Here is an 18971-nt window from a genome sequence, read left to right as displayed (position 1 = left end):
GTAATTTCAGACTCGCCTGTTTCCGCTCCTTCGCCCACCCGCCATGTCAGCATCTTCTCCCGCATCCCACCCCTGGCTTTCACCCCGCAACCTGCTGTGGGCCTCGGTGGCCGTGGCGGTGGTCACCATTGCACTCAAGACGCTGGCCTGGGTGGTCACGGGCTCGGTGGGTCTGTTGTCTGACGCCATGGAGTCGTTTGTGAACCTGGCCAGCGCCATGTTTGCGCTGGCCATGGTGACGGTGGCGGCACGGCCAGCCGATGACGACCACCCCTACGGCCACCACAAGGCCGAATACTTTTCCTCGGGCTTTGAGGGCATCCTCATCATGGGCGTGTCGGCGGGCATTCTGTGGGCGGCCGGGCACCGCTTGTTTGACCCACAACCCATCGAGCAGGTGGGCTGGGGCCTGGGACTGTCGGTGCTCAGCTCGGCCCTGAACGGGCTGCTGGCCTGGGTGATGTTCCGCTCGGCGCGCGAGCACCGCTCCATCGCGCTGGAGGCCGATGCACGCCACCTGGTCACCGACGTGTGGACCTCGGCCGGTGTGCTGGTGGGCATTGCGGGCGCTGCGCTGACCGGGTGGTTGTGGCTGGATGCGGTGGCGGCCATTGCTGTGGCGCTGAACATCCTGAAAGAGGGCGTGGAGCTGGTGTGGCGGTCGTCCCAGGGACTCATGGATTCGGCGGTGGAGCCCGAGGTGCAGTCCACCATCGACGCCACGCTGCAGCAGTTTGTGGCCGCTCAGGCGCCGGGCGCTGTGCGGTTCGACCATGTCTCCACCCGCCGCGCGGGCCAGCGCCAGTTTGTGGACATGCACCTGCACATGCCCGCCGACTGGACCCTGCGCCACGCCGCCGAGCTGCGCGGCCAGGTCGAGCGCGCGCTGATGACCGCCGTGCCCGGCCTGCGTGCCACCATCGAGCTGCTGCCCACCGATGTGGAGGCGCATTTCGACGACCCCCGTGACGATGTGAAGGATGCCGTGAAGTGATCAGCGTATTGCAACGTGTGCGTGAAGCGCGTGTGGATGTGGACGGGCAGACCGTAGGCGCCATCGGCGCGGGGCTGCTGGTGCTGGTGTGTGCGGAGCGTGGAGACACCGAGGCCGAAGCCGACAGGCTGCTGGCCAAGATCCTGAAGCTGCGCATCTTTTCGGACGCCGCAGGCAAGATGAACCAGAGCGTGCAGGACATCGGTGGCGGCCTGCTGCTGGTCAGCCAGTTCACGCTGGCGGCAGACACCACCGGCGGCAACCGCCCCAGCTTCACCCAAGCGGCGGCACCCGATGAAGGGCTGCGGCTGTACGACTACTTGGTGGCCCAGGCGCGCAAGATCCATCCCGTGGTGGCCACCGGCCAGTTTGCAGCCGACATGCAGGTGCATCTGGTGAATGACGGGCCGGTGACGATTCCGCTGCGGATGCCGCCTGCAGTTCAACAAAATTGATAGCTGCTGGTGCTTGTTAGGTGGGCGCTAGAGGCTATCTGGGTTCTGATGCTTGCAAAGAAACCAGTGGCGACACAGGCAAAAAACGAAACGCCACCGACGCCAGCGCCAGCCAGGCCGCAATCGTCAGCATGACGGCCGTGTGGGCATCCCAACCCAGGCGCTGGGCGCCGGTGGCCACGATGCCGGTGAACCACTGCATCAGCGCCACGCCCAGGAACATTGCCATCGTGTAGGCCGACAGGGCCCGGCCGGTGAGTGCGGGTGGGTACGAGGCGCGCACGTCGGCGTACTGCAGCACGCCGTAGCCCGACAGCAGCCCCATCAGCAGGATCAGCACCACGCTGGCGGCAGGGTGCACCCGCAAAAATGCCAGCAGCGCGAACAGCCCGGCCATCAGGAGCGAGGCGTTGCCAATCCATCGCCGGCGGCGTTTGACGCCCGGGTCCAGCTGGCCCGCCAGACCGGGTGCAAACAGCGCAATCAACGACAGGCCCAGCGCGACGTTGCCGCTGTCCACCAGCGTGAGGTGGTACCGCTCCATCAACAACGGTGCCAGCCACAGGCCCCGCAGCGACAAAAACGCGGCGTAGCCCGACATGCCCAGCAGCAGGATGCCCCAGGTGTGCGGCACCGTGAGCAGCTGGCCAAAGCCGAGCAGCGCCTGGCCCCAGGTTTCGCGCTGCGCCGGGGGCGGTACCAGCGGGGCAGGCTCGTGCACCCGCAGCCAGATCAGCAGCCACGACAGCGCGCTGAGCACCGCCAGCACGGCATAGCCCGTGCGCCAGCCGCCACCGTGCTGCACCAGCCAGGCCAGCGGCGTGCCAGTGAACAGCAGGCCCAGCCCGCCAACTCCCATCGCCACGCCCGACAGGTAGGCAAACCGGTCGGCAGGGAAGTGCCGAGCAATGAACAGCGTGCAGGCCAGGAACGCGGGCGAGCAGCCCACGCCGATCATTAACTGGCCCATCATCAGCCACGCGTATCCGGGCGCTGCCGCCGACAGCGCGGCCCCGCCAATCGCCAGCGGGAAAGCGGTCAGCACCGTGCGCCGCAGGCCCCACAGGTCCAGCCCCACGCCCATCAGCAACTGGGCCACACCGAACGACAGGCCGAACAGCCCGGCAAAGGCCCCCAGCGACCCGGGCGACAGCCCGAACTCGGCGGTCAGCCCCTGGGCCAGGATGGCAGTGGTGGTGCGAAACGCCTGGCTCAGCGCGAACCCGCTGAGCAGCGTGAGCAGCATGGCCCACAGCACGCGGGGCGGCGGGCGGCTGCTGCCTGCCGTTGGTGCTGGCGTGGGTGCCGGTACCGCCGCAGGCGTGGACCTTGGCGTTGGCGGCGAGGCCAAGGGGCTGCTGCTCACTGCCGCCAGAAGAACACCGCCGCCATCACCAGCCCGGTAGCCACGATGCCCCAGCGGAGCACGTTGGCAGGCAGCTTGCGCGCTACGCGGGCGCCGCCGTAGCCGCCTGCGGTGGCGGCCACCATCATCATCAGCGCCTGCGGCCACAGCACGATACCGCCTGCTGCGTAGATGGCCACCGCAATCGCGGTGAGCAGCGCAGAGACCAGGTTCTTCATGCCGTTCATAGCGTTGAGCTGGGTTTGCCCCAGCAGGCCGAACAGTGCCAGCAGCAAGATGCCCAACCCGCCGTTGAAGTAGCCGCCATACCCCGCCACGGCCAGCATGCCCAGGGCCGCCTTCCACGGCGCGGCGGGGCCATGGGCCGACGCGCCGGCCCACTGGCGCAGCCGGGGCCCCAGTGCAAACAGCGCCGTGGCCGCCAGCAGCAGCCAGGGCACGACCTTGCGGAAGGTGGCATCGGGCGTGATCAGCAGGAGTGCCGCCCCGGCCGATCCGCCAATGAGGGCCAGCAGCACCACTGCCCGCATGGACAGGCCAGGCGGTGGTTGCATGTCTTCCCGAAACCCCCAGGCCCCCGCCATGTAGCCCGGCAACAGCGCCACCGTGCCCGTGGCGTTGGCCACCACGGGCGGCACGCCGGTGAAGACGAGGGCGGGCAGGGTCAGAAAGCTGCCGCCACCAGCAACGGCATTGAGGGCGCCGGCGACGAAGGCGGCAGCGACGAGCAGGGCGGTATCCAAAGTATCTCCTTGGCCGCAGTGTTGCGCGCGCGGCATTGCACCGATGTTAGGTGGAGATGCCGCGCTTTCGAGTCCGAATTGCGACCGTAAAAGGTGCGACTGCTTTGCCCACGGCTGCGTTTTTCAGGTGGGCGATCCGCAGGCTCTTGGGGAAACCCTGCATCCGGTCAGGTTGCGTAGGGGTCTTCAAAACCCAGCTCGCGCAGGATGTCGGTCTCGTACGCCTCCATCTCCTCGGCGTCGGCCTCGCTCGTCTCGTGGTCCCAGCCCTGGGCGTGCAGCGTGCCGTGCACCAGCATATGGGCGTAGTGTTCTTCCAGGCTCTTGTTTTGCTCCTTCGCCTCGCGCTCGATCACGGGGGCGCACAGCACCAGGTCGGCGGTCACCACCGGCTCCTGCGTGTAGTCGAAGGTGAGCACGTTGGTGGCGTAGTCCTTCTTGCGGTACTCGCGGTTGAGCTGCTGGCCTTCTTCGGCACCCACGATGCGCACGGTGATCTCCGCGTCGGTGGCCAGGGCGTGGCGAATCCAGCGCGTGACCTTGTGGCGGGGCAGCACAGCCCGGTGGGCGGCGGCTTCGTCAAACGCGCCAAACTGCAGCGACAGGGAGAGTTGGTTTAAGGACATTTGAGGTGTTTTAGGCTACTGGTGCGCGATGTATAAGCGTAAGTAGCTATCAAATTAGGAGTTCAGTCGCGGGTACGGGCCGCTGCGGCACGGCGGGGGGCGTCGTAGGCGTCCACGATGCGGGCCACCAGCGGATGGCGCACCACGTCGGCGCTGGTGAAGTGGGTGATCGAGATGCCCTTGACGCGCTTCAATACGCGCTCGGCGTCGGTCAGGCCGCTCAGGGTGCCCTTGGGCAGGTCGATCTGGCTGACGTCACCGGTCACCACCGCCTTGGCGCCAAAGCCGATACGGGTGAGGAACATCTTCATCTGCTCGGGCGTGGTGTTCTGTGCCTCGTCGAGGATGACGAACGCGTTGTTCAGCGTGCGACCACGCATGAAGGCCAGCGGCGCAATCTCGATGGCGTTGCGCTCAAACGCCTTTTGCACCTTGTCGTGTCCCATCAGCTCGTACAGCGCGTCGTACAGCGGGCGCAGATAAGGGTCCACCTTCTGCGCCAGATCGCCGGGCAAAAAGCCCAGGCGCTCTCCAGCCTCCACCGCCGGGCGGGTCAGCACGATCCGCTGCACACTGCTGCGCTCCAATGCATCCACCGCACTGGCCACGGCGAGATACGTCTTGCCGGTGCCGGCAGGGCCGATGCCGAAGGTGATGTCGTGCGTGGCGATATTCTGCAGGTACAGGTTCTGCGTGGGGGTGCGCCCGCGCAGGTCCGCACGGCGGGTGTTGAGGATGATGGCGTCGTCCGGGGCCTCCAGCAGTTCGCTGTCGCCCGCCAGCATCAGCTGGATATAGTCCTCGCCAATGGGGCGCTCGGCCATCTCATACAGGGCCTGCAGCAGCTCCATCGCCTGCGTGGCCTTGGCCTTGGGGCCGTCGACCTTGAACTGCTCGTGCCGGTGCGCAATGCTCACCTGCAAGGCCACCTCGATGGTGCGCAGGTGCGCATCGGCCGGGCCACACAGGTGGGTGAGCCGGTTGTTGTTGTGGGGGGTGAAGGTGTGGCGCAGGATCACGCGGATAATTCCAGTCAGGCAACGGAAAACAGCAAGAACGGCGGCGCGGCATGTCATGCCCGCGTCGTCAAAGGACATCAATGATAGGCAAATTGACCGGCACCCTGCTGGAGAAGAATCCCCCCGAGGTGCTGCTGGACTGCCACGGCGTGGGCTACGAGGTGAATGTGCCCATGAGCACGTTCTACAACCTGCCCGCCGTGGGCGAGCGTGTGAGCCTGCTGACACAGTTCATCGTGCGTGAGGATGCGCAGCTGCTGTATGGCTTTGCAACCGCCCCTGAGCGCCAGGCGTTTCGTGAGCTGATCAAGATCTCCGGTGTGGGGCCGCGCACTGCGCTGTCCATTCTGAGCGGGATGGGCGTGAGCGACCTGGCGCAGGCGATTTCGCTGCAGGAGGCGGGCCGTTTGGTGAAGGTGCCGGGCATCGGCAAAAAGACAGCCGAGCGTTTGCTGCTGGAGCTCAAGGGCAAGCTGGGTGCGGACATGGGTGCTGTGCGTGGCGCGGCCACCAGCGATGCGCAAGCCGACATTCTGCAGGCGCTGTTGGCTTTGGGCTACAGCGACAAGGAGGCGGCTGCGGCGCTCAAGGCGCTGCCAGCGGAGGTGGGGGTGAGTGACGGAATTAAGCTGGCGTTGAAGGCGTTGGCCCGCTGATAATCGCCCCGAAATGTTCGCCCCACACTGGTTTAGTGGTGACCCTTTTGAGGCTTGCAAGCGTGAGTCGTAGCGATTTCTAGGATGCAGACAATGAAAAAGTTTTCCGTAGTGCGTTGGGTACCCGCCCTCTTCTCGGCAGCAGCGCTGCTGGTGGCGTGTGGTGGTGGCACAGGTGACGCGGCACCTAACGCTCCGTTGCTGTCTCAGGTGGACAGCAGGGTTCAGCCTGTAGAAGCCGTGCAGGATGTTGCTCGAGTGAAGTCCCGCAGTGCCACTGCAGCGCCGTCAGCAGCTGTGGTCGCGTTGGAAGAACTGGCTACGGAAAAGACCCAGTCCGTGGACTCGGTGGGGCCACGGCTCGTGGGGCAAGGCCGTGATGTGGAGGCGACCAAGTCTGTGTCTGCGATGGGAGCCCTGTGGAAGTGGCGCAAAGCACCTGCGGGTGGCCTGGTTGCTGCGGTGAGCTTCAGCGCGGAAGGGGCCTATGGTTTGCGGCTGGGAGTGCTTGTTCAGCAGCTTCCGGGCAGCGCAGTGGTGCGCGTGTATACGCAGGCGGCGCCTGACAAGGTATTCGAGATCTCCGGGCAGGAAATTCTCCAACTCATCGAGCGCAATCAGGCTGCGGGCGACCGTTCGGATGCTGCTCGCACGTGGTGGACACCTGATACCGGGGGCGGTGAGGCGACCTTGGAAGTGGAGTTGCCGCTTGGCATTGCCGCGAGTACCTTGCAAATTTCGGTACCCCAGCTGTCGCACATCTTCGCGAACTTGTCCGTGCCCACCGAGCAGGAATACCAGGAACAAATTCAGCAGAATGCGAAAGCCATCGGCGATGCCGACACCTGTAACCTGGACGCCACTTGCTACAACGACGGCGCCAACGAACGCAATGCGGTCGCGCGCATGGTATTTGTTAAAGGAGCGAGTGCCTACCTGTGCACAGGCACATTGCTCAACGATGGCAGCTCCAGTGGCAAGCCTTACTTCCTGAGTGCCAACCACTGCATTTCAGATCAGACCGTGGCTTCATCCTTGCAGACGGACTGGTTCTTCCGTTCGTCGAGCTGTAACAGTGGTGCACTGCAGAGTTCGAGTGCCAAGAAGGTAGGAGGGGCCAAACTTCTCTACGCCAGTGCCGATACCGATACATCGTTTCTCTTGCTCAACGACACGCCTCCCGCAGGAGCGGTTTTTGCGGGGTGGGATGCATCTGCCGTGGCTGCAGGAGTCTCTGCCATCGGTTTGCACCATCCCCGTGGCGACCTCCTTAAGTTGAGCTATGGGGCAGTGGTCGGCCAATCGACTTGCACCACGATCTCTGACACGCAATTTTCGTGTGGAGGGACCAGCGGTAACTACTACCGAGTTAACTGGAGCCAAGGCACTACCGAGGGGGGCAGCAGTGGTTCTGCGCTGTTCAGGAACGGCAAGGTGGTAGGCACCCTGTATGGAGGGAGTGCCATCTGTACCAACAAGTCGTCATCGGATTTCTATGGCCGTTTTGACGTGGCTTACAACGCTGCGTTGAAGAACTGGCTGGCATCGGCAGTCAGCAGCGGTCGCGCAGCTGTTTACCGGTTTTACAACAGCAAAACTGGCGCGCATTTCTACACGGCCAGTGCTGCCGAACGGGATTTCGTGATTAAAACCTTCCCAGAGTTCGGATATGAAAATATCGCGTTCTACGCTTATCCGGATGTCAGCTCCGGTAAGGACCCCGTGTTTCGTTTCTACAACGCCACCAGCGGCGCACATTTTTACTCGGGCAGTGTGGAAGAGCGCGACTATGTGATCACTCATTTTCCTGAATATCGCTACGAGGTCGTCAGCTGGTATGCACAGAAGGCTGAGGGCAACGAGTCTTCTCCGATCTACCGCTTCTACAACGCAAAGACGCGAGCACACTTTTACACGATCAGTGCTGCTGAGCGAGACTTTGTGATTCAGGTCCACAAGGACTTTCAATATGAGGGCCCCATGTACTACGCATGGACTTCGCAGTGAGTTTGTGCCGCAGTATCTAAGGCGCAGACTCTCCCTGCTCACACAATGACCATCCAGACCGACGACTTCACCCCCGCCCCCGCCAAACGCGTCATCTCCGCAGTTCCCGTTTCCCCCCAAGAGGAGGCCATCGAACGTGCCCTGCGCCCCAAACTCTTGCAGGAGTATGTGGGCCAGGCCAAGGCCAGGGAGCAGTTGGAAATCTTCATCGGCGCGGCGAGGAAGCGGGGTGAGGCGCTGGACCATGTGCTGCTGTTCGGCCCGCCCGGCCTGGGCAAGACCACGCTGTCGCACATCATCGCGGCGGAGTTGGGCGTGAACCTGCGCCAGACCAGCGGCCCGGTGCTGGAAAAGCCCAAGGACCTGGCGGCGCTGCTGACCAACCTGGAAAAGAACGACGTTCTCTTCATCGACGAAATCCACCGCCTGTCACCCGTGGTGGAGGAAATCCTCTACCCCGCGCTGGAGGACTACCAGATCGACATCATGATCGGCGAGGGGCCGGCAGCGCGCAGCATCAAGCTGGACCTTCAGCCCTTCACCCTGGTGGGCGCCACCACGCGTGCGGGCATGCTGACCAACCCGTTGCGCGACCGCTTCGGCATCGTGGCGCGGCTGGAGTTCTACACGGCCGAGGAGCTGGCGCGCATTGTCCAGCGCAGTGCCGGGTTGCTCCATGCACCGATGGATGAGGAAGGTGGCTTCGAGATCGCCCGCCGCTCGCGCGGCACACCGCGCATTGCCAACCGGCTGCTGCGCCGGGTGCGCGACTATGCAGAGGTCAAGGGCGATGGGCGCATTACCAAACCCATTGCCGACAAGGCGCTGGCCATGCTCGATGTGGACCCGCAAGGCTTTGACGTGATGGACCGCAAGCTGCTCGAAGCCGTGATCCACCGCTTCGATGGCGGCCCCGTGGGGCTGGACAATATCGCGGCCAGCATTGGCGAAGAGGCCGGCACCATCGAGGATGTGATCGAGCCCTACCTGATCCAGCAGGGCTTCCTGCAGCGCACGCCGCGCGGGCGCATTGCCACGCTGGCGGCGTTCCGCCACCTCGGGGTTACGCCGCCGAAGGCGAGCGGGCAAGATCTGTTTGGGGTGTGAGGGGCGTGGCAGAGCTGGGCTCTGCGCGGGCTGTGCCCCGCAGCATGCCTGCCACGATCAGCGCCTGTGCAGCGTAATACGTCGCCAGCACCCAGACCTGCGCCATGGGCAGGGGCGTCACAAACCGGTTGGTGGCCAGCAGCGAGTCGCTGAGCATGAAAAACCCGGCGCCGATGGCGACACACAGCGAAGCGGTGTCGCGCAACACGGTGGCGCGGCCCACCGCCTGGGCCGCCATCAGCGCAATCACCAGCACATAGGCTGCGACGGGGGCGCGCAATGCAGGCGGCAGGCCACCCGTCCACAGAAAGGCGTACATCGCTACGCCGATTCCCAGCGTGGCCACCAGCGCACCCCGGTGCGGAAACCACGCCTGTCTACTTTTGAACAGCGCCACATAAAACAGATGCGCCACCAGAAAGCTCACCAGGCCGGGGATGAAGAAGCCCTGGAACATGAGGAACACATCCCCCGCCAATGACCCGCCCAGGGCAGCGATGAGCAAGGCCCATGGCGTTTTTGAGCCCAATGCACCCCTTGCGCCAGTCGAATATGCACTGACAGCTACCAAAATAATAGCAATCGCCATGGTCAGCGGTTTGAACAGCCAATGCCATTGTGTCAACTCCAGCGCACTGGTGGCCGTGGCCAGTGCCGCGCTTTGCAGCATCAGCGCCATCAGCATGCGAAGGCGCCCCTGCATGACAGCGCCCAGCGACCATTGCACTGTCAGCAGCACGGCGAACCAGACGGCGTTGTGCGCCAGCGGCGCCGCATCGGCCTGCCACAAGAAGGCCGCCACGCCCCCGAGCAGCAGCACAAACTGCACCAGTGCAAACCATTGCACGGCGCGCGGCATCGGTGGGTGGTAGAGCGCCATCTGCGCCATGCTGAAGGCCGGCTTGGGAAAGCGCTCCGCCACATCCGCAGGCCGCCAGCCCGGCGGCTTGATCCAGACCTTGAGCTTGTCGAGCCAGCTGCGTGCGTGCCAGCTGTCGTGCGCCAGCCCGGCGTACACCTGGGCGTTGGCCCACAGTGGGTCCCAGCTATTGAGCAGGCCGCGCGTGCCATACACACATTTTTCCTGGTCGTCTTCGTCCTTGAAGGTGCCGAACATCCGGTCCCACAGGATCAGGATGCCGCCGTAGTTTTTGTCCAGATAGGCGTCGTTGACGGCATGGTGCACGCGGTGGTTGCTGGGGCTGCAGAACCAGCGGTCGAACCAGCCCAGGCGCCCCACCTGCTCGGTGTGCACCCAGAACTGGTAGAGCAGGTCAATCAGCGCCACCACACCGAACACCAGCGGCGGAACGCCCGCCAGTGCCATGGGCACATAAAAGATCCAGCCCAGCAGCGCGCCCGAACTCGTCTGGCGCAGCGCGGTGCTGAGGTTGTAGTCCTGGCTCTGGTGGTGCACCGCGTGCGCGGCCCACAGCACCGCCGATTCATGCCCCATGCGGTGGAGCCAGTAGTAGCAGAAGTCGTAGAACACCAGCGCCAGCAGCCAGCCGGGCAGGCTGGCCCAGAACGCATCGTTGCGCCACAGCGCCACGTGCTCGAACAGGGCGGTGTAGATGCCGATGCGCAGCAGCCGCGTGAACACTGCGCTGGTCTGGCTCAGCATGCCCAGGCTGATGCTGCTGACGGCATCGGCCAGGCGGTAGGTGTTGCGCTGGCGCTTGAAGCCAATGGCCAGCTCAAGGGCGATCAGCAGGAAGAAGACGGGTGTGGCAAGGACGATGATCTGGCTGGGGCTCATGTTGCCGGATTGTGGTCCAGCAGCCAGCTCACACCGGGGCAGGTGAACCCCTATAGCCCCGGTGTTTAGAGGGCTGCGCCTATGTCAGCGCTCCCCGTGCATCCACCCGGATGATGCGCTCCACCGTGCCGGCCGCCAAACCGCCGCGCACGCCGATCAAAAAGTCATGCAGGTTGACCGTGGGGTCGCAATGGCCAGGGATGAGCCAGAGCATATGGCCCAGGCTGGGCAGGCGGGCATCGGGAGCGTCCGCGTAGAGCAAGCCATGCTCGTCGCCCCCGTTGGCATAGCGCAGGGTGCGGTCGGCGGGCAGCAGGGCCACCGTGGGCAGGCCGGAGTCAATGGCGTGGCTCTTGTGACCGGCGTCGCACACGGCGTGGGTGTCGCGCACCGACACCACCTGGGTCTTGACGTACAGCGCATGTTCAAACGCGGGCTGCGCGGGATCGCGTTCGTTGCGCGCGTAATCTGCGTCCATGAACAAAAACGAGCCCGCCTGCAACTCGCCAAACACGCCGCTGGCGGCCTCGTGAACCAGGGTGCCTGTGCCTGATCCGGTAATCAGCGGCACGGGCAGCCCGGCGGCTTCGATGAGCTGGCGCGTGTGATCCGCCGCGCGAACGACAGCGGCGATGGTCTCGCGCCGACCCACGCTGCTGGCCAGGTGCTGGGCGCGCCCATGGTAGGCCTGCAGCCCCGCAAACCGCAGGCGGGGGCTGCGCGACACGGCCAGCGCGAGAGGCACGGCGGCCTCGCCCGGCGGCACGCCGCAGCGGCCCTGGCCCACGTCGATCTCGACCAGCACATCAATGCCCGCGTCGCTGCCGTACTGCGCCATGGCTTCGGCCAGGCGTTCGATGCCGTCGATGTGGTCCACGGCCACGCCCAGGCGACCGCCGCGTGCCGCCAGCAGCGCCGCCAGCCGCGCCACGCGGTGCAGCTTGGGCATGGCAATGACCTGGTTGGTGATGGTGATGTCATCGACCCCGCCAGCGGCCAGCGCCTCGGCCTCAGCGACCTTCTGCACGCACACGCCCTGGGCGCCAGCGCGTTGCTGCAGTAGCGCGAGTTCGGCGCTCTTGTGCAGCTTGGCATGGGGGCGCCAGCGCACGTGGTGCTTGCGCGCGAAGTCGGCCATGCGCTGGATGTTGCGGTCCATGGCATCCAGGTCCACCACCAGGGCGGGGGTGTCGATAGCGTCCACCCGCTGGCCGATGGTGGATTGCAATTCAGGCGTGGTTTTCATCGCGCAGGACAATCTGGTCAAGGTGTTGGGTGTCCGCCCAGCCGACGAGGGTGAGGCCGTCAGGCGTCCACAGCAGGCGGTTGATGGCGGCGTTGGAGAGTTGCCAGGTGCGCGGCGCCTGGATGTCCTGGCGCGTGGCCAGGCGGTACAGCACGTCGAGCACGCCGCCGTGCGCCACCATCACCACCTGCTCGCCCACATGCTGCTGCGCCAGCGCGGTCACGGTGCGCTCGATGCGGTCACGCAAGGTGACGAGGGACTCACCGCCCTCGGGCGTGTAGTGGGGATCGCGCTTGCGCCAGCGCAATGCGTCCTCGGGCAGTTCGGCCTCGATTTCGGCAAACGTGCGGCCCTGGAAGTGCCCGAAGCTGCGTTCGCGCAATCCCGGCTCGGTCTTCAACGGGGCGCCTGTGGTGTGAGCCACGGCCTGGGCGGTGGCGTGCGCGCGTTGCAGGTCGCTGGAGTAGATGGCTGCAATCGGCTCGCCCACGAGGGCCTGCGCGACCTGGGCGGCCTGCCACAGGCCGGTGTCGTTGAGCGGGATGTCCAGGTGGCCCTGGATGCGGGTGTCCACGTTCCAGGCGGTTTCGCCGTGGCGGATGGCAACGATGCGGGTGGCGTGCATGCAATAGACAGGCGTATAGGGAATCAGTGTGAGGGCGGAACCAATGGCAGGCGTACTTGCCGTGGCCCCTCGGGCGGCTTCGGAAAGCCGTTGAGTGCGGCGTCGAACAGCACGCCATAGACGGCCGGATCGCTCACCCACACATCTTCGTGCACGGCGGAGGTTTCGTACACGACGGCCTGGGTGCTGGCGTCGCGCATCACGATGCTGACCGCGCGGCGGTGCAGGGGCGTGGGCTCGCCAAAACGCCACATGCCATGCACTCCCCAGCCCCGTCCATACCAGCCGCCCATGCCCCAGGGGCCGGGGCCGTAAGGGCCGTACGGGCGGAACGGGTCATAGCGGGGCACGGCGTCGGCCTGCACGCCCAGCTGCACCAGCAGGCGGGGCGCAGCATCGTCGCGCTGCAGGCCCGCGCGCGCCAGGGCCTGTTCGGCCAGTGTGGTGATGGTGTCGAACGAAGGGGCCTGCTGCGAAGGCAGGCGCTCAATGCGGTACGTGGCAGGTGCGGGCACGGCCGCCAGCGTTGAGAAGCTTTGCACCTGGCCCTCCACCACGCGGGTGGTGCTGCAGCCTGCGAGCAGGGTGACGGTGAGGCCCAGGAGCAGGGCGGGAATCCATCGGCGCTGTGTCATGGTCAGAGTGTCCTGAAACAAGGATCTCCGTGAGAGTGCCGCTGGCCCCGGCAGTTCACGACAGTTGCACCACCTGCACGCCGGGCAGCGAGGGCGATGGCGCCGCAAACTCTTCCTTGTCAAAGGCCTTGTCGCCGTCTTCGCTGGCGATGCCGGTGGCCTTGGCGTTCTTGAAGTCGTACAGGCTGCCGTCCAGCAGGTGCGAGGGCACCACGTTCTGCAGGGCGTTGAACATGTTCTCCACGCGGCCGGGGAAGCGCTTTTCCCATTCGCGCAGCATCTCGCCCACCTGCTTGCGCTGCAGGTTCTCCTGGCTGCCGCACAGGTTGCACGGGATGATGGGGAAGTTGCGGTGCGCAGCCCAGCGGGCGGTGTCTTTCTCAGCTACGTAGGCCAGCGGGCGGATCACCACATGCTTGCCGTCGTCGCTGACCAGCTTGGGGGGCATGCTTTTCATCTTGCCGCCGAAGAACATGTTGAGCAGCAGCGTCTGCAGGATGTCGTCGCGGTGGTGGCCCAGCGCGATCTTGGTGCAGCCCAGCTCATCGGCCACGCGGTACAGAATGCCCCGGCGCAGGCGGCTGCACAGACTGCAGGTGGTCTTGCCCTCCGGGATCAGCTTCTTGACGATGCTGTAGGTGTCTTCGTTCTCGATGTGGAAGGGCACGCCGGTGCTGGCCAGGTACTCGGGCAGCACATGCTCGGGAAACCCCGGCTGCTTCTGGTCCAGATTCACGGCCACCAGGTCAAAGTGGATGGGCGCGCGGGCCTTGAGCTTGAGCAGGATGTCCAGCAGCGCGTAGCTGTCCTTGCCACCCGACATGCACACCATGACCTTGTCGCCTTCTTCAATCATGTTGAAGTCGACGATGGCCTTGCCGACTTCGCGGCACAGGCGCTTTTCCAGCTTGTGGGTTTCACGCTCGATCTTCATGCGGGCGGCGCCGCTGGCGGCTGCCTCTGCAGGCTCGTCGGCCCAGCCGACGGGGGCGAAGAGGGCGGGGTTGGTGGTCGGGGCTTCGTTCACTACGGTGCTCATGGGGTCACCACTGTCCTGTCTCGACGCGAATGGCCACTTCGCAGTCGTCAAAAATTTCGAGTTTGGCAATCTTCACGCGCACGCCCAGCACACCGGGCAGCTGCATCAGGCGGTTGGCCAGCTTGCCGATCAGGCTCTCCAGCAGGTTCACATGCTCGGCCGTGCACTCGTCGATGATGATCTGGCGCACACGCCGGTAGTCCAGCACATGGCCGATGTCGTCGTCGCGCGGGGCCAGCGGCTGCACGCCCAGGCTCAGTTCGGCATCGACCTGAATGGGTTGCGGGTCGGTCTTCTCGTGGTCGAGGATGCCCAGGTTGGCATCGAAGCGCAAACCGGTGAGCGTCAGGATCTGCGTGCCAGTCATCTGGGGAGGGGTCTGTGTCATGGTGGGGGCTCGTTGTGTGCGCAAGCGCTGGGCTCACATCAACGAGAAATCGCGGTCAAACTTCATCAGGTGCTGGCCGCCATCGACCAGCAGCGTGGTGCCGGTGATGGAACGGTTCTCCAGCGCAAACTTCACCGTGGCGGCCACGTCCTCGGCGGTGGAAGAGCGGCCCAGGGGGCTGAGGGAATGCAGCTGCGCGAACTTTTCGTCGCTCAGCATATGGCTGGTCAGTGTGAGGCCGGGCGCCACGCCCACCACACGCACGCGCGGCGCCAGGGCCAGCGCCAGCATGGTGCCGGCGGCTTCCAGCGCGGCCTTGGAGAGCGTGTAGCTCATGAAGTCGGGGTTCTGGTTCCAGAGCTTCTGGTCCAGCAGGTTGACCACGGCGCCCTGCGCATCGGCCTCACCCGCCGCCACCCGGTCGGCCACATGCTGGTGCAGGGCCTGGGCCAACAGCACGGGGGCGGCGGTGTTGCTGCGCAGATGCTTTTCGAGTGCAGCAAAGCCAAAGGTCTCTACGTTGTCGTGCTCGAACAGGGAGGCGCTGTTGACCACCGCATCCACATGGCCAAAGTGCGCGATCACGCGGGGCAGCAGGCCGCGCACGGCGGCTTCGTCATCAAAATCGGCCTCAAAATGGGCGCTTGCGCTAGTCAATCTTGCACATTCAGCTACTGTATTGATAGCATCTTGCGCTGACGAGCGGTAGTGCACAGCCACCTGCCAGCCGCCGGCAGCCAGGGCCAGCGCAATGCTACGGCCCAGGCGCTTGGCGGCACCGGTCACCAGCACGGTGCGGGGGCGGTGGGGAAGGGAAGGGGTGGACATGTGGGGGACAATGCGGGCCGTGACCCAAAGACCCGACAGTTTAACGACCGCCCTGCACCAGCACATCGCCCAGGCCATTGCCGCCGAGGGCGGATGGCTGGGTTTTGACCGCTTCATGGCCCTGGCGTTGTATACGCCCGGCCTGGGCTACTACGCCAACGATTCCACCAAATTCGGCGCCATGCCGGAGTCAGGCAGCGATTTCGTGACCGCGCCCGAGATGACCCCACTGTTCGGCCAGACCCTGGCCGTGCAGGTGGGCGAGGCGCTGGTCCAAACCGGCACCGACGAGGTCTGGGAGTTCGGCGCTGGCTCGGGCGCGCTGGCGCTGCAGTTGCTGGATGCGTTGGGCGACCAGGTGCAGCGCTACACCATCGTTGATCTGTCGGGCAGCCTGCGTGCGCGCCAGCAAGCCAAGCTGGTAGCCCACGCCCACAAGCTGCGCTGGGTGGACGCCTTGCCCGAAAAGTTTAGCGGCGTGGTGGTGGGCAACGAGGTACTGGACGCCATGCCCGTGCAACTGCTGGCGCGCCACGGCGGCCAGCAGGGCGGTGTGTGGCATGAGCGCGGCGTGGCGGTAGCTCAGGACGGCAGTTTTGCCTGGGCCGACCGCCCCACCGACCTGCGCCCGCCCATCGGCGTCGAAGGCCCGCAGGACTACCTGACCGAGATCCACGCCCAGGGCGAAGGCTTCATGCGCATGCTGGCCGACCGGCTCACGCGCGGCGCAGCCTTCTTGCTGGACTATGGGTTTGGCGAAGACGAGTACTACCACCCCCAGCGCCACATGGGCACCGTGATGTGCCACCAGGGCCATCTGGCCGATGGCGACCCGCTGGTGGCGGTGGGGCTCAAAGACATCACTGCGCATGTCAACTTCACCGCCATGGCGCTGGCCGCGCAGGAGGCGGGCCTCAATGTGCTGGGTTACACCACGCAGGCGCATTTCCTCATCAACTGTGGTTTGCTACCAAAAATGGAGCGGCTACCGCAAACCCAACGGGCGACAGCGGCCAAATTGATCATGGAACACGAGATGGGCGAGCTGTTCAAGGTGCTGGCCGTGGGCGCAGGCGAGCCGTGGGAGCCGCTGGGGTTCAGCCACGGCGACCGTTCGCACCGGCTGTAGGCGGCGCAGGCGGCCTTGCCGTCTTGCTCTAGGGCAGAGATGGGACGGCGCTGCTGCGCGGGATCAGAGGCTCGCGGTCGGTTTGGGACTGCTTTGCGCGGTGTGCCTTGGGGGGCTCAACGCAGCTGCGCTGCGTCGCCGCCTTGGTCTGCCGCTAGCGTCACCGCATCGCTGCGGTCCTTCAGCCCCACGCCCGTCAGCCCCAGTTGCCGCGCCTCCTGGCACAGCCACCACAGGCGCGCAGCGGCGGCGGCCGGGGGCAGGCCCTCGGGCCGCACGTTAGAGATGCAATTGCGCTGCGCATCGTGGCGCCCCACCTGCGGGTGCCAGGTGAGGTAGATGCCCAGGCTGTCGGGCGAGCTGAGGCCCGGCCGTTCGCCGATCAGCACCGCCACCAGGCGCGCGCCCAGCAGTGCGCCCACCTCGTCACCCAGCGCCACGCGGGCCTGCTGGGCAATCACCACGGGGCCCAGCTGCCAGCCTGCGGGCGCCTGTTGGCAAATCGCGTCGATGAGCGGCGGCGCCTGCCGCGCCACAGCCAGGGACGAGAGGCCGTCGGCCACGACCAGCAGCAGGTCGATGGGAGTGGTTCCGTTTGCAGAGGACTCCCGCAGCGCCTGCGCATCGGCGTCGCTCAGCCGCCGGCCCAGGTCGGGGCGCAGCAGGTAGGTGGCACGGTCGGGGGCGGCGCTGTGCACGGGGAGCGTTGCGCAGCCCTGGGCCTGCAGCTGGGTGGCCAGCGCTTCGGCGTCCAGCGGGATGTGCACGGCATCGCGCGCCTGCGCATGGGCCAAGCCAAAACGCAGCAGCTCGGCCGTGGGCAGGGCTGCGCCCGCACGCCCCAGGGCCAGGCGCGCCTGGGTGTGGGCGCGCAGGTCCTCCCAGGGGTCGGGAGGGATGCCGTGTGGCGCTGGTTCGTGTGTCATGCGCCCAGCCTCCATTGCCGCATCTGTGCCAGCGCCGGGTGTTGATCGTGGGCAGGCAGCAGGCGTCCGCCTGCATCCGTGATGTGCATGCGCTGCAGCCAGGCGCCAAACTCGGGTGCGCACTGCAGGCCCAGCACCTCGCGCAGATACAGCGCGTCGTGGAACGAAGTACTCTGGTAGTTGAGCATGATGTCGTCCGCCCCCGGCACGCCCATGATGAAAGTCAGGCCCGCCGTGCCCAGCAGCGTCATCAGCGTGTCCATGTCGTCCGAGTCGGCCTCGGCGTGGTTGGTGTAGCAAACATCGCAGCCCAGCGGCACGCCCAGCAGCTTGCCGCAGAAGTGGTCTTCCAGGCCCGCGCGGATGATCTGCTTGCCGTCGTACAGGTATTCCGGGCCGATGAAGCCGACCACCGTGTTGGTCAGCAGTGGCGCAAACGCGCGGGCCACGCCATAGGCCCGCGCCTCGCAGGTCTGCTGGTCCACGCCGTGGTGCGCGTTGGCCGACAGGGCACTGCCCTGGCCGGTTTCAAAGTACATCACGTTGTCGCCCACTCCATCGCCAAAGTTTTTTCCGCGCCGCAGGGACAGTGCAGCCTCGCGCGCTTCTTGGAGCAGCGCCAGCGAAATGCCAAAGCTCGCGTTGGCCGCCTCGGTGCCCGCAATCGACTGGAAGACCAGGTCCACCGGCGCGCCTTGCTCCACAATCTGGATGGTGTTGGTCACATGCGTGAGCACACACGACTGGGTGGGGATCTGCAGCCGCTCGATCACATCGCCCAGCATGTGCACCAGCCCGGTGAGCGCTGCGATGCTGTCGGTGGCGGGGTTCACGCCAATCACCGCGTCGCCCGCGCCATACAGCAGGCCGTCGATCATCGACGCCGCAATGCCGCGCAGGTCGTCCGTAGGGTGGTTGGGCTGCAGCCGCACGGCCAGGTGGCCCGGCAGGCCGATGGTGTTGCGAAACCGCGTGACCACGCGGCACTTGCGCGCCACGGCGATCAAGTCCTGGTTGCGCATGAGCTTGCTCACGGCCGCCGCCATCTCGGGTGTGATGCCGGGTGCCACGGCGGCGAGCATGGCGCTGTCGGTGCTGTGGGCCAGCAGCCAGTTGCGGAAGTCGCCCACCGTGAGGTGGGCGATCGGGGCGAACGCGGCGGCGTTGTGGGTGTCGAGGATCAGGCGCGTGACCTCGTCGCTTTCGTAGGGGATGAGCGCCTCGCTCAGAAAGCGCGCCAGGGGGATGTCGGCCAGGCACAGGCGCGCGGCCATGCGCTCCACAGCCGATGTGGCTCCAACGCCTGCCAGGGCGTCGCCCGAGCGCAGCGGCGTGGCCTTGGCCATCACTTCGCGCAGGTCGCTGAACTGCCAGCGCTCGCCCCCAATGGTGTGCTGGTAGGCCATGGTGTGCTCTGCCCCCT

19 protein-coding genes are annotated in these 18971 nt (G+C 65.8%); 6 read left to right on the top strand and 13 right to left on the bottom strand.

Features of this window, described 5'->3' with window-relative positions; all coding sequences use genetic code 11:
* The first annotated feature begins 43 nt into the window (after window positions 1-43).
* Both ACTJKQ_RS01785 and dtd read left to right on the top strand, forming a co-directional pair.
* Entirely contained in the window at window positions 44-994 is a 951-nt protein-coding gene (locus tag ACTJKQ_RS01785; RefSeq protein ID WP_260666163.1) for a cation diffusion facilitator family transporter, read from the top strand.
* Window positions 991-1449 (top strand): D-aminoacyl-tRNA deacylase, encoded by a 459-nt coding sequence (gene dtd, locus ACTJKQ_RS01780; RefSeq protein WP_440595810.1) that lies wholly within the window; start codon window positions 991-993, stop codon window positions 1447-1449. Before ACTJKQ_RS01785 ends, dtd begins: the two co-directional genes overlap by 4 nt.
* 34 nt (window positions 1450-1483) lie before the next feature.
* Here the strand turns inward: dtd and ACTJKQ_RS01775 are convergent, their stop codons facing one another.
* The 4 genes from ACTJKQ_RS01775 to ACTJKQ_RS01760 all read right to left on the bottom strand — a co-directional run bounded on the left by ACTJKQ_RS01775 (window position 1484) and on the right by ACTJKQ_RS01760 (window position 5203).
* A complete protein-coding gene (locus tag ACTJKQ_RS01775) occupies window positions 1484-2695 on the bottom strand; it encodes an MFS transporter (RefSeq protein WP_440595931.1) in 1212 nt (403 codons plus the stop codon).
* Window positions 2696-2811: 116 nt separating this feature from the next.
* On the bottom strand, window positions 2812-3594 hold the full coding sequence (locus ACTJKQ_RS01770; RefSeq protein ID WP_440595809.1) for a sulfite exporter TauE/SafE family protein: 783 nt from the start codon (window positions 3592-3594) through the stop codon (window positions 2812-2814).
* Window positions 3595-3725: 131 nt separating this feature from the next.
* Window positions 3726-4184 (bottom strand): rRNA maturation RNase YbeY, encoded by a 459-nt coding sequence (ybeY, locus tag ACTJKQ_RS01765; RefSeq protein ID WP_436078326.1) that lies wholly within the window; start codon window positions 4182-4184, stop codon window positions 3726-3728.
* Between the two features lie 62 nt (window positions 4185-4246).
* The gene (locus tag ACTJKQ_RS01760) at window positions 4247-5203 is read right to left on the bottom strand and encodes a PhoH family protein (protein ID WP_440595808.1); all 957 of its coding nucleotides are present in this window, start codon (window positions 5201-5203) and stop codon (window positions 4247-4249) included.
* An 80-nt stretch (window positions 5204-5283) separates the two neighbouring features.
* On the opposite strand from ACTJKQ_RS01760, the gene ruvA reads away from it, so the two are divergent.
* The 3 genes from ruvA to ruvB all read left to right on the top strand — a co-directional run bounded on the left by ruvA (window position 5284) and on the right by ruvB (window position 8973).
* Window positions 5284-5859 carry a Holliday junction branch migration protein RuvA gene (gene ruvA, locus ACTJKQ_RS01755; RefSeq protein ID WP_116748819.1) on the top strand — a complete coding sequence of 192 codons (576 nt, stop codon included), beginning with the start codon at window positions 5284-5286 and terminating at the stop codon, window positions 5857-5859.
* 93 nt (window positions 5860-5952) lie between these two features.
* Window positions 5953-7866, top strand: a complete 1914-nt coding sequence (locus tag ACTJKQ_RS01750) for a trypsin-like peptidase domain-containing protein (protein ID WP_116750270.1) — start codon at window positions 5953-5955, stop codon at window positions 7864-7866.
* 45 nt (window positions 7867-7911) lie between these two features.
* On the top strand, window positions 7912-8973 hold the full coding sequence (ruvB, locus tag ACTJKQ_RS01745; protein WP_056059575.1) for a Holliday junction branch migration DNA helicase RuvB: 1062 nt from the start codon (window positions 7912-7914) through the stop codon (window positions 8971-8973).
* Here ruvB and ACTJKQ_RS01740 read toward each other — a convergent pair.
* From ACTJKQ_RS01740 to ACTJKQ_RS01710, 7 genes are all read right to left on the bottom strand, one after another.
* Window positions 8930-10732 carry a lysoplasmalogenase family protein gene (locus ACTJKQ_RS01740; protein WP_440595807.1) on the bottom strand — a complete coding sequence of 601 codons (1803 nt, stop codon included), beginning with the start codon at window positions 10730-10732 and terminating at the stop codon, window positions 8930-8932. The genes ruvB and ACTJKQ_RS01740 overlap by 44 nt on opposite strands.
* 79 nt (window positions 10733-10811) lie before the next feature.
* Window positions 10812-11978, bottom strand: coding sequence for a DSD1 family PLP-dependent enzyme (locus tag ACTJKQ_RS01735; RefSeq protein WP_099731351.1), 1167 nt, complete (start codon window positions 11976-11978; stop codon window positions 10812-10814).
* Window positions 11962-12603, bottom strand: a complete 642-nt coding sequence (locus ACTJKQ_RS01730) for a histidine phosphatase family protein (RefSeq protein ID WP_056059569.1) — start codon at window positions 12601-12603, stop codon at window positions 11962-11964. The genes ACTJKQ_RS01735 and ACTJKQ_RS01730 overlap by 17 nt, the downstream gene beginning before the upstream one ends.
* 23 nt (window positions 12604-12626) lie before the next feature.
* Window positions 12627-13238, bottom strand: coding sequence for a DUF4136 domain-containing protein (locus ACTJKQ_RS01725; protein WP_121422176.1), 612 nt, complete (start codon window positions 13236-13238; stop codon window positions 12627-12629).
* 55 nt (window positions 13239-13293) lie between these two features.
* The gene (gene ttcA, locus ACTJKQ_RS01720) at window positions 13294-14277 is read right to left on the bottom strand and encodes a tRNA 2-thiocytidine(32) synthetase TtcA (protein ID WP_199737450.1); all 984 of its coding nucleotides are present in this window, start codon (window positions 14275-14277) and stop codon (window positions 13294-13296) included.
* Window positions 14278-14281: 4 nt separating this feature from the next.
* Window positions 14282-14665 (bottom strand): dihydroneopterin aldolase, encoded by a 384-nt coding sequence (locus ACTJKQ_RS01715; protein ID WP_233584178.1) that lies wholly within the window; start codon window positions 14663-14665, stop codon window positions 14282-14284.
* A gap of 33 nt (window positions 14666-14698) precedes the next feature.
* Window positions 14699-15493 (bottom strand): SDR family oxidoreductase, encoded by a 795-nt coding sequence (locus tag ACTJKQ_RS01710; protein WP_121941874.1) that lies wholly within the window; start codon window positions 15491-15493, stop codon window positions 14699-14701.
* A 10-nt stretch (window positions 15494-15503) separates the two neighbouring features.
* Here ACTJKQ_RS01710 and ACTJKQ_RS01705 point away from each other — a divergent pair, with 10 nt between their 5' ends.
* Window positions 15504-16622: a class I SAM-dependent methyltransferase gene (locus tag ACTJKQ_RS01705; RefSeq protein ID WP_440595806.1), complete on the top strand. Its 1119-nt coding sequence runs from the start codon at window positions 15504-15506 to the stop codon at window positions 16620-16622.
* Between the two features lie 116 nt (window positions 16623-16738).
* Here the strand turns inward: ACTJKQ_RS01705 and eutC are convergent, their stop codons facing one another.
* Entirely contained in the window at window positions 16739-17548 is an 810-nt protein-coding gene (eutC, locus tag ACTJKQ_RS01700; RefSeq protein ID WP_440595805.1) for an ethanolamine ammonia-lyase subunit EutC, read from the bottom strand.
* On the bottom strand, window positions 17545-18954 hold the full coding sequence (locus tag ACTJKQ_RS01695; RefSeq protein WP_440595804.1) for an ethanolamine ammonia-lyase subunit EutB: 1410 nt from the start codon (window positions 18952-18954) through the stop codon (window positions 17545-17547). Before ACTJKQ_RS01695 ends, eutC begins: the two co-directional genes overlap by 4 nt.
* Window positions 18955-18971: the final 17 nt, after the last annotated feature.

It is taken from the genome of Acidovorax sp. 22279, assembly GCF_052045435.1.
GTDB classification, from domain to species: Bacteria; Pseudomonadota; Gammaproteobacteria; order Burkholderiales; family Burkholderiaceae_C; genus Acidovorax; species Acidovorax delafieldii.
The sequence above is the reverse complement of the archived record's forward strand: the minus strand, read 5'-3'. Positions and strand labels throughout refer to the sequence as shown.

Bases quoted from the DNA above. Each gene is read 5' to 3' on its own strand.
- ACTJKQ_RS01750 (WP_116750270.1), top strand. From the start codon at position 5,953: ATGAAAAAGTTTTCCGTAGTGCGTTGGGTACCCGCCCTCTTCTCGGCA.
- ACTJKQ_RS01735 (WP_099731351.1), bottom strand. From the start codon at position 11,978: ATGAAAACCACGCCTGAATTGCAATCCACCATCGGCCAGCGGGTGGAC.
- ruvA (WP_116748819.1), top strand. From the start codon at position 5,284: ATGATAGGCAAATTGACCGGCACCCTGCTGGAGAAGAATCCCCCCGAG.
- ACTJKQ_RS01740 (WP_440595807.1), bottom strand. From the start codon at position 10,732: ATGAGCCCCAGCCAGATCATCGTCCTTGCCACACCCGTCTTCTTCCTG.
- ybeY (WP_436078326.1), bottom strand. From the start codon at position 4,184: ATGTCCTTAAACCAACTCTCCCTGTCGCTGCAGTTTGGCGCGTTTGAC.
- ACTJKQ_RS01725 (WP_121422176.1), bottom strand. From the start codon at position 13,238: ATGACACAGCGCCGATGGATTCCCGCCCTGCTCCTGGGCCTCACCGTC.
- eutC (WP_440595805.1), bottom strand. From the start codon at position 17,548: ATGACACACGAACCAGCGCCACACGGCATCCCTCCCGACCCCTGGGAG.
- ACTJKQ_RS01715 (WP_233584178.1), bottom strand. From the start codon at position 14,665: ATGACACAGACCCCTCCCCAGATGACTGGCACGCAGATCCTGACGCTC.
- ACTJKQ_RS01775 (WP_440595931.1), bottom strand. From the start codon at position 2,695: ATGCTGCTCACGCTGCTCAGCGGGTTCGCGCTGAGCCAGGCGTTTCGC.
- ACTJKQ_RS01785 (WP_260666163.1), top strand. From the start codon at position 44: ATGTCAGCATCTTCTCCCGCATCCCACCCCTGGCTTTCACCCCGCAAC.
- ttcA (WP_199737450.1), bottom strand. From the start codon at position 14,277: ATGAGCACCGTAGTGAACGAAGCCCCGACCACCAACCCCGCCCTCTTC.
- ruvB (WP_056059575.1), top strand. From the start codon at position 7,912: ATGACCATCCAGACCGACGACTTCACCCCCGCCCCCGCCAAACGCGTC.
- ACTJKQ_RS01705 (WP_440595806.1), top strand. From the start codon at position 15,504: ATGCGGGCCGTGACCCAAAGACCCGACAGTTTAACGACCGCCCTGCAC.
- ACTJKQ_RS01710 (WP_121941874.1), bottom strand. From the start codon at position 15,493: ATGTCCACCCCTTCCCTTCCCCACCGCCCCCGCACCGTGCTGGTGACC.
- ACTJKQ_RS01730 (WP_056059569.1), bottom strand. From the start codon at position 12,603: ATGCACGCCACCCGCATCGTTGCCATCCGCCACGGCGAAACCGCCTGG.
- ACTJKQ_RS01770 (WP_440595809.1), bottom strand. From the start codon at position 3,594: ATGCCGCGCGCGCAACACTGCGGCCAAGGAGATACTTTGGATACCGCC.
- ACTJKQ_RS01695 (WP_440595804.1), bottom strand. From the start codon at position 18,954: ATGGCCTACCAGCACACCATTGGGGGCGAGCGCTGGCAGTTCAGCGAC.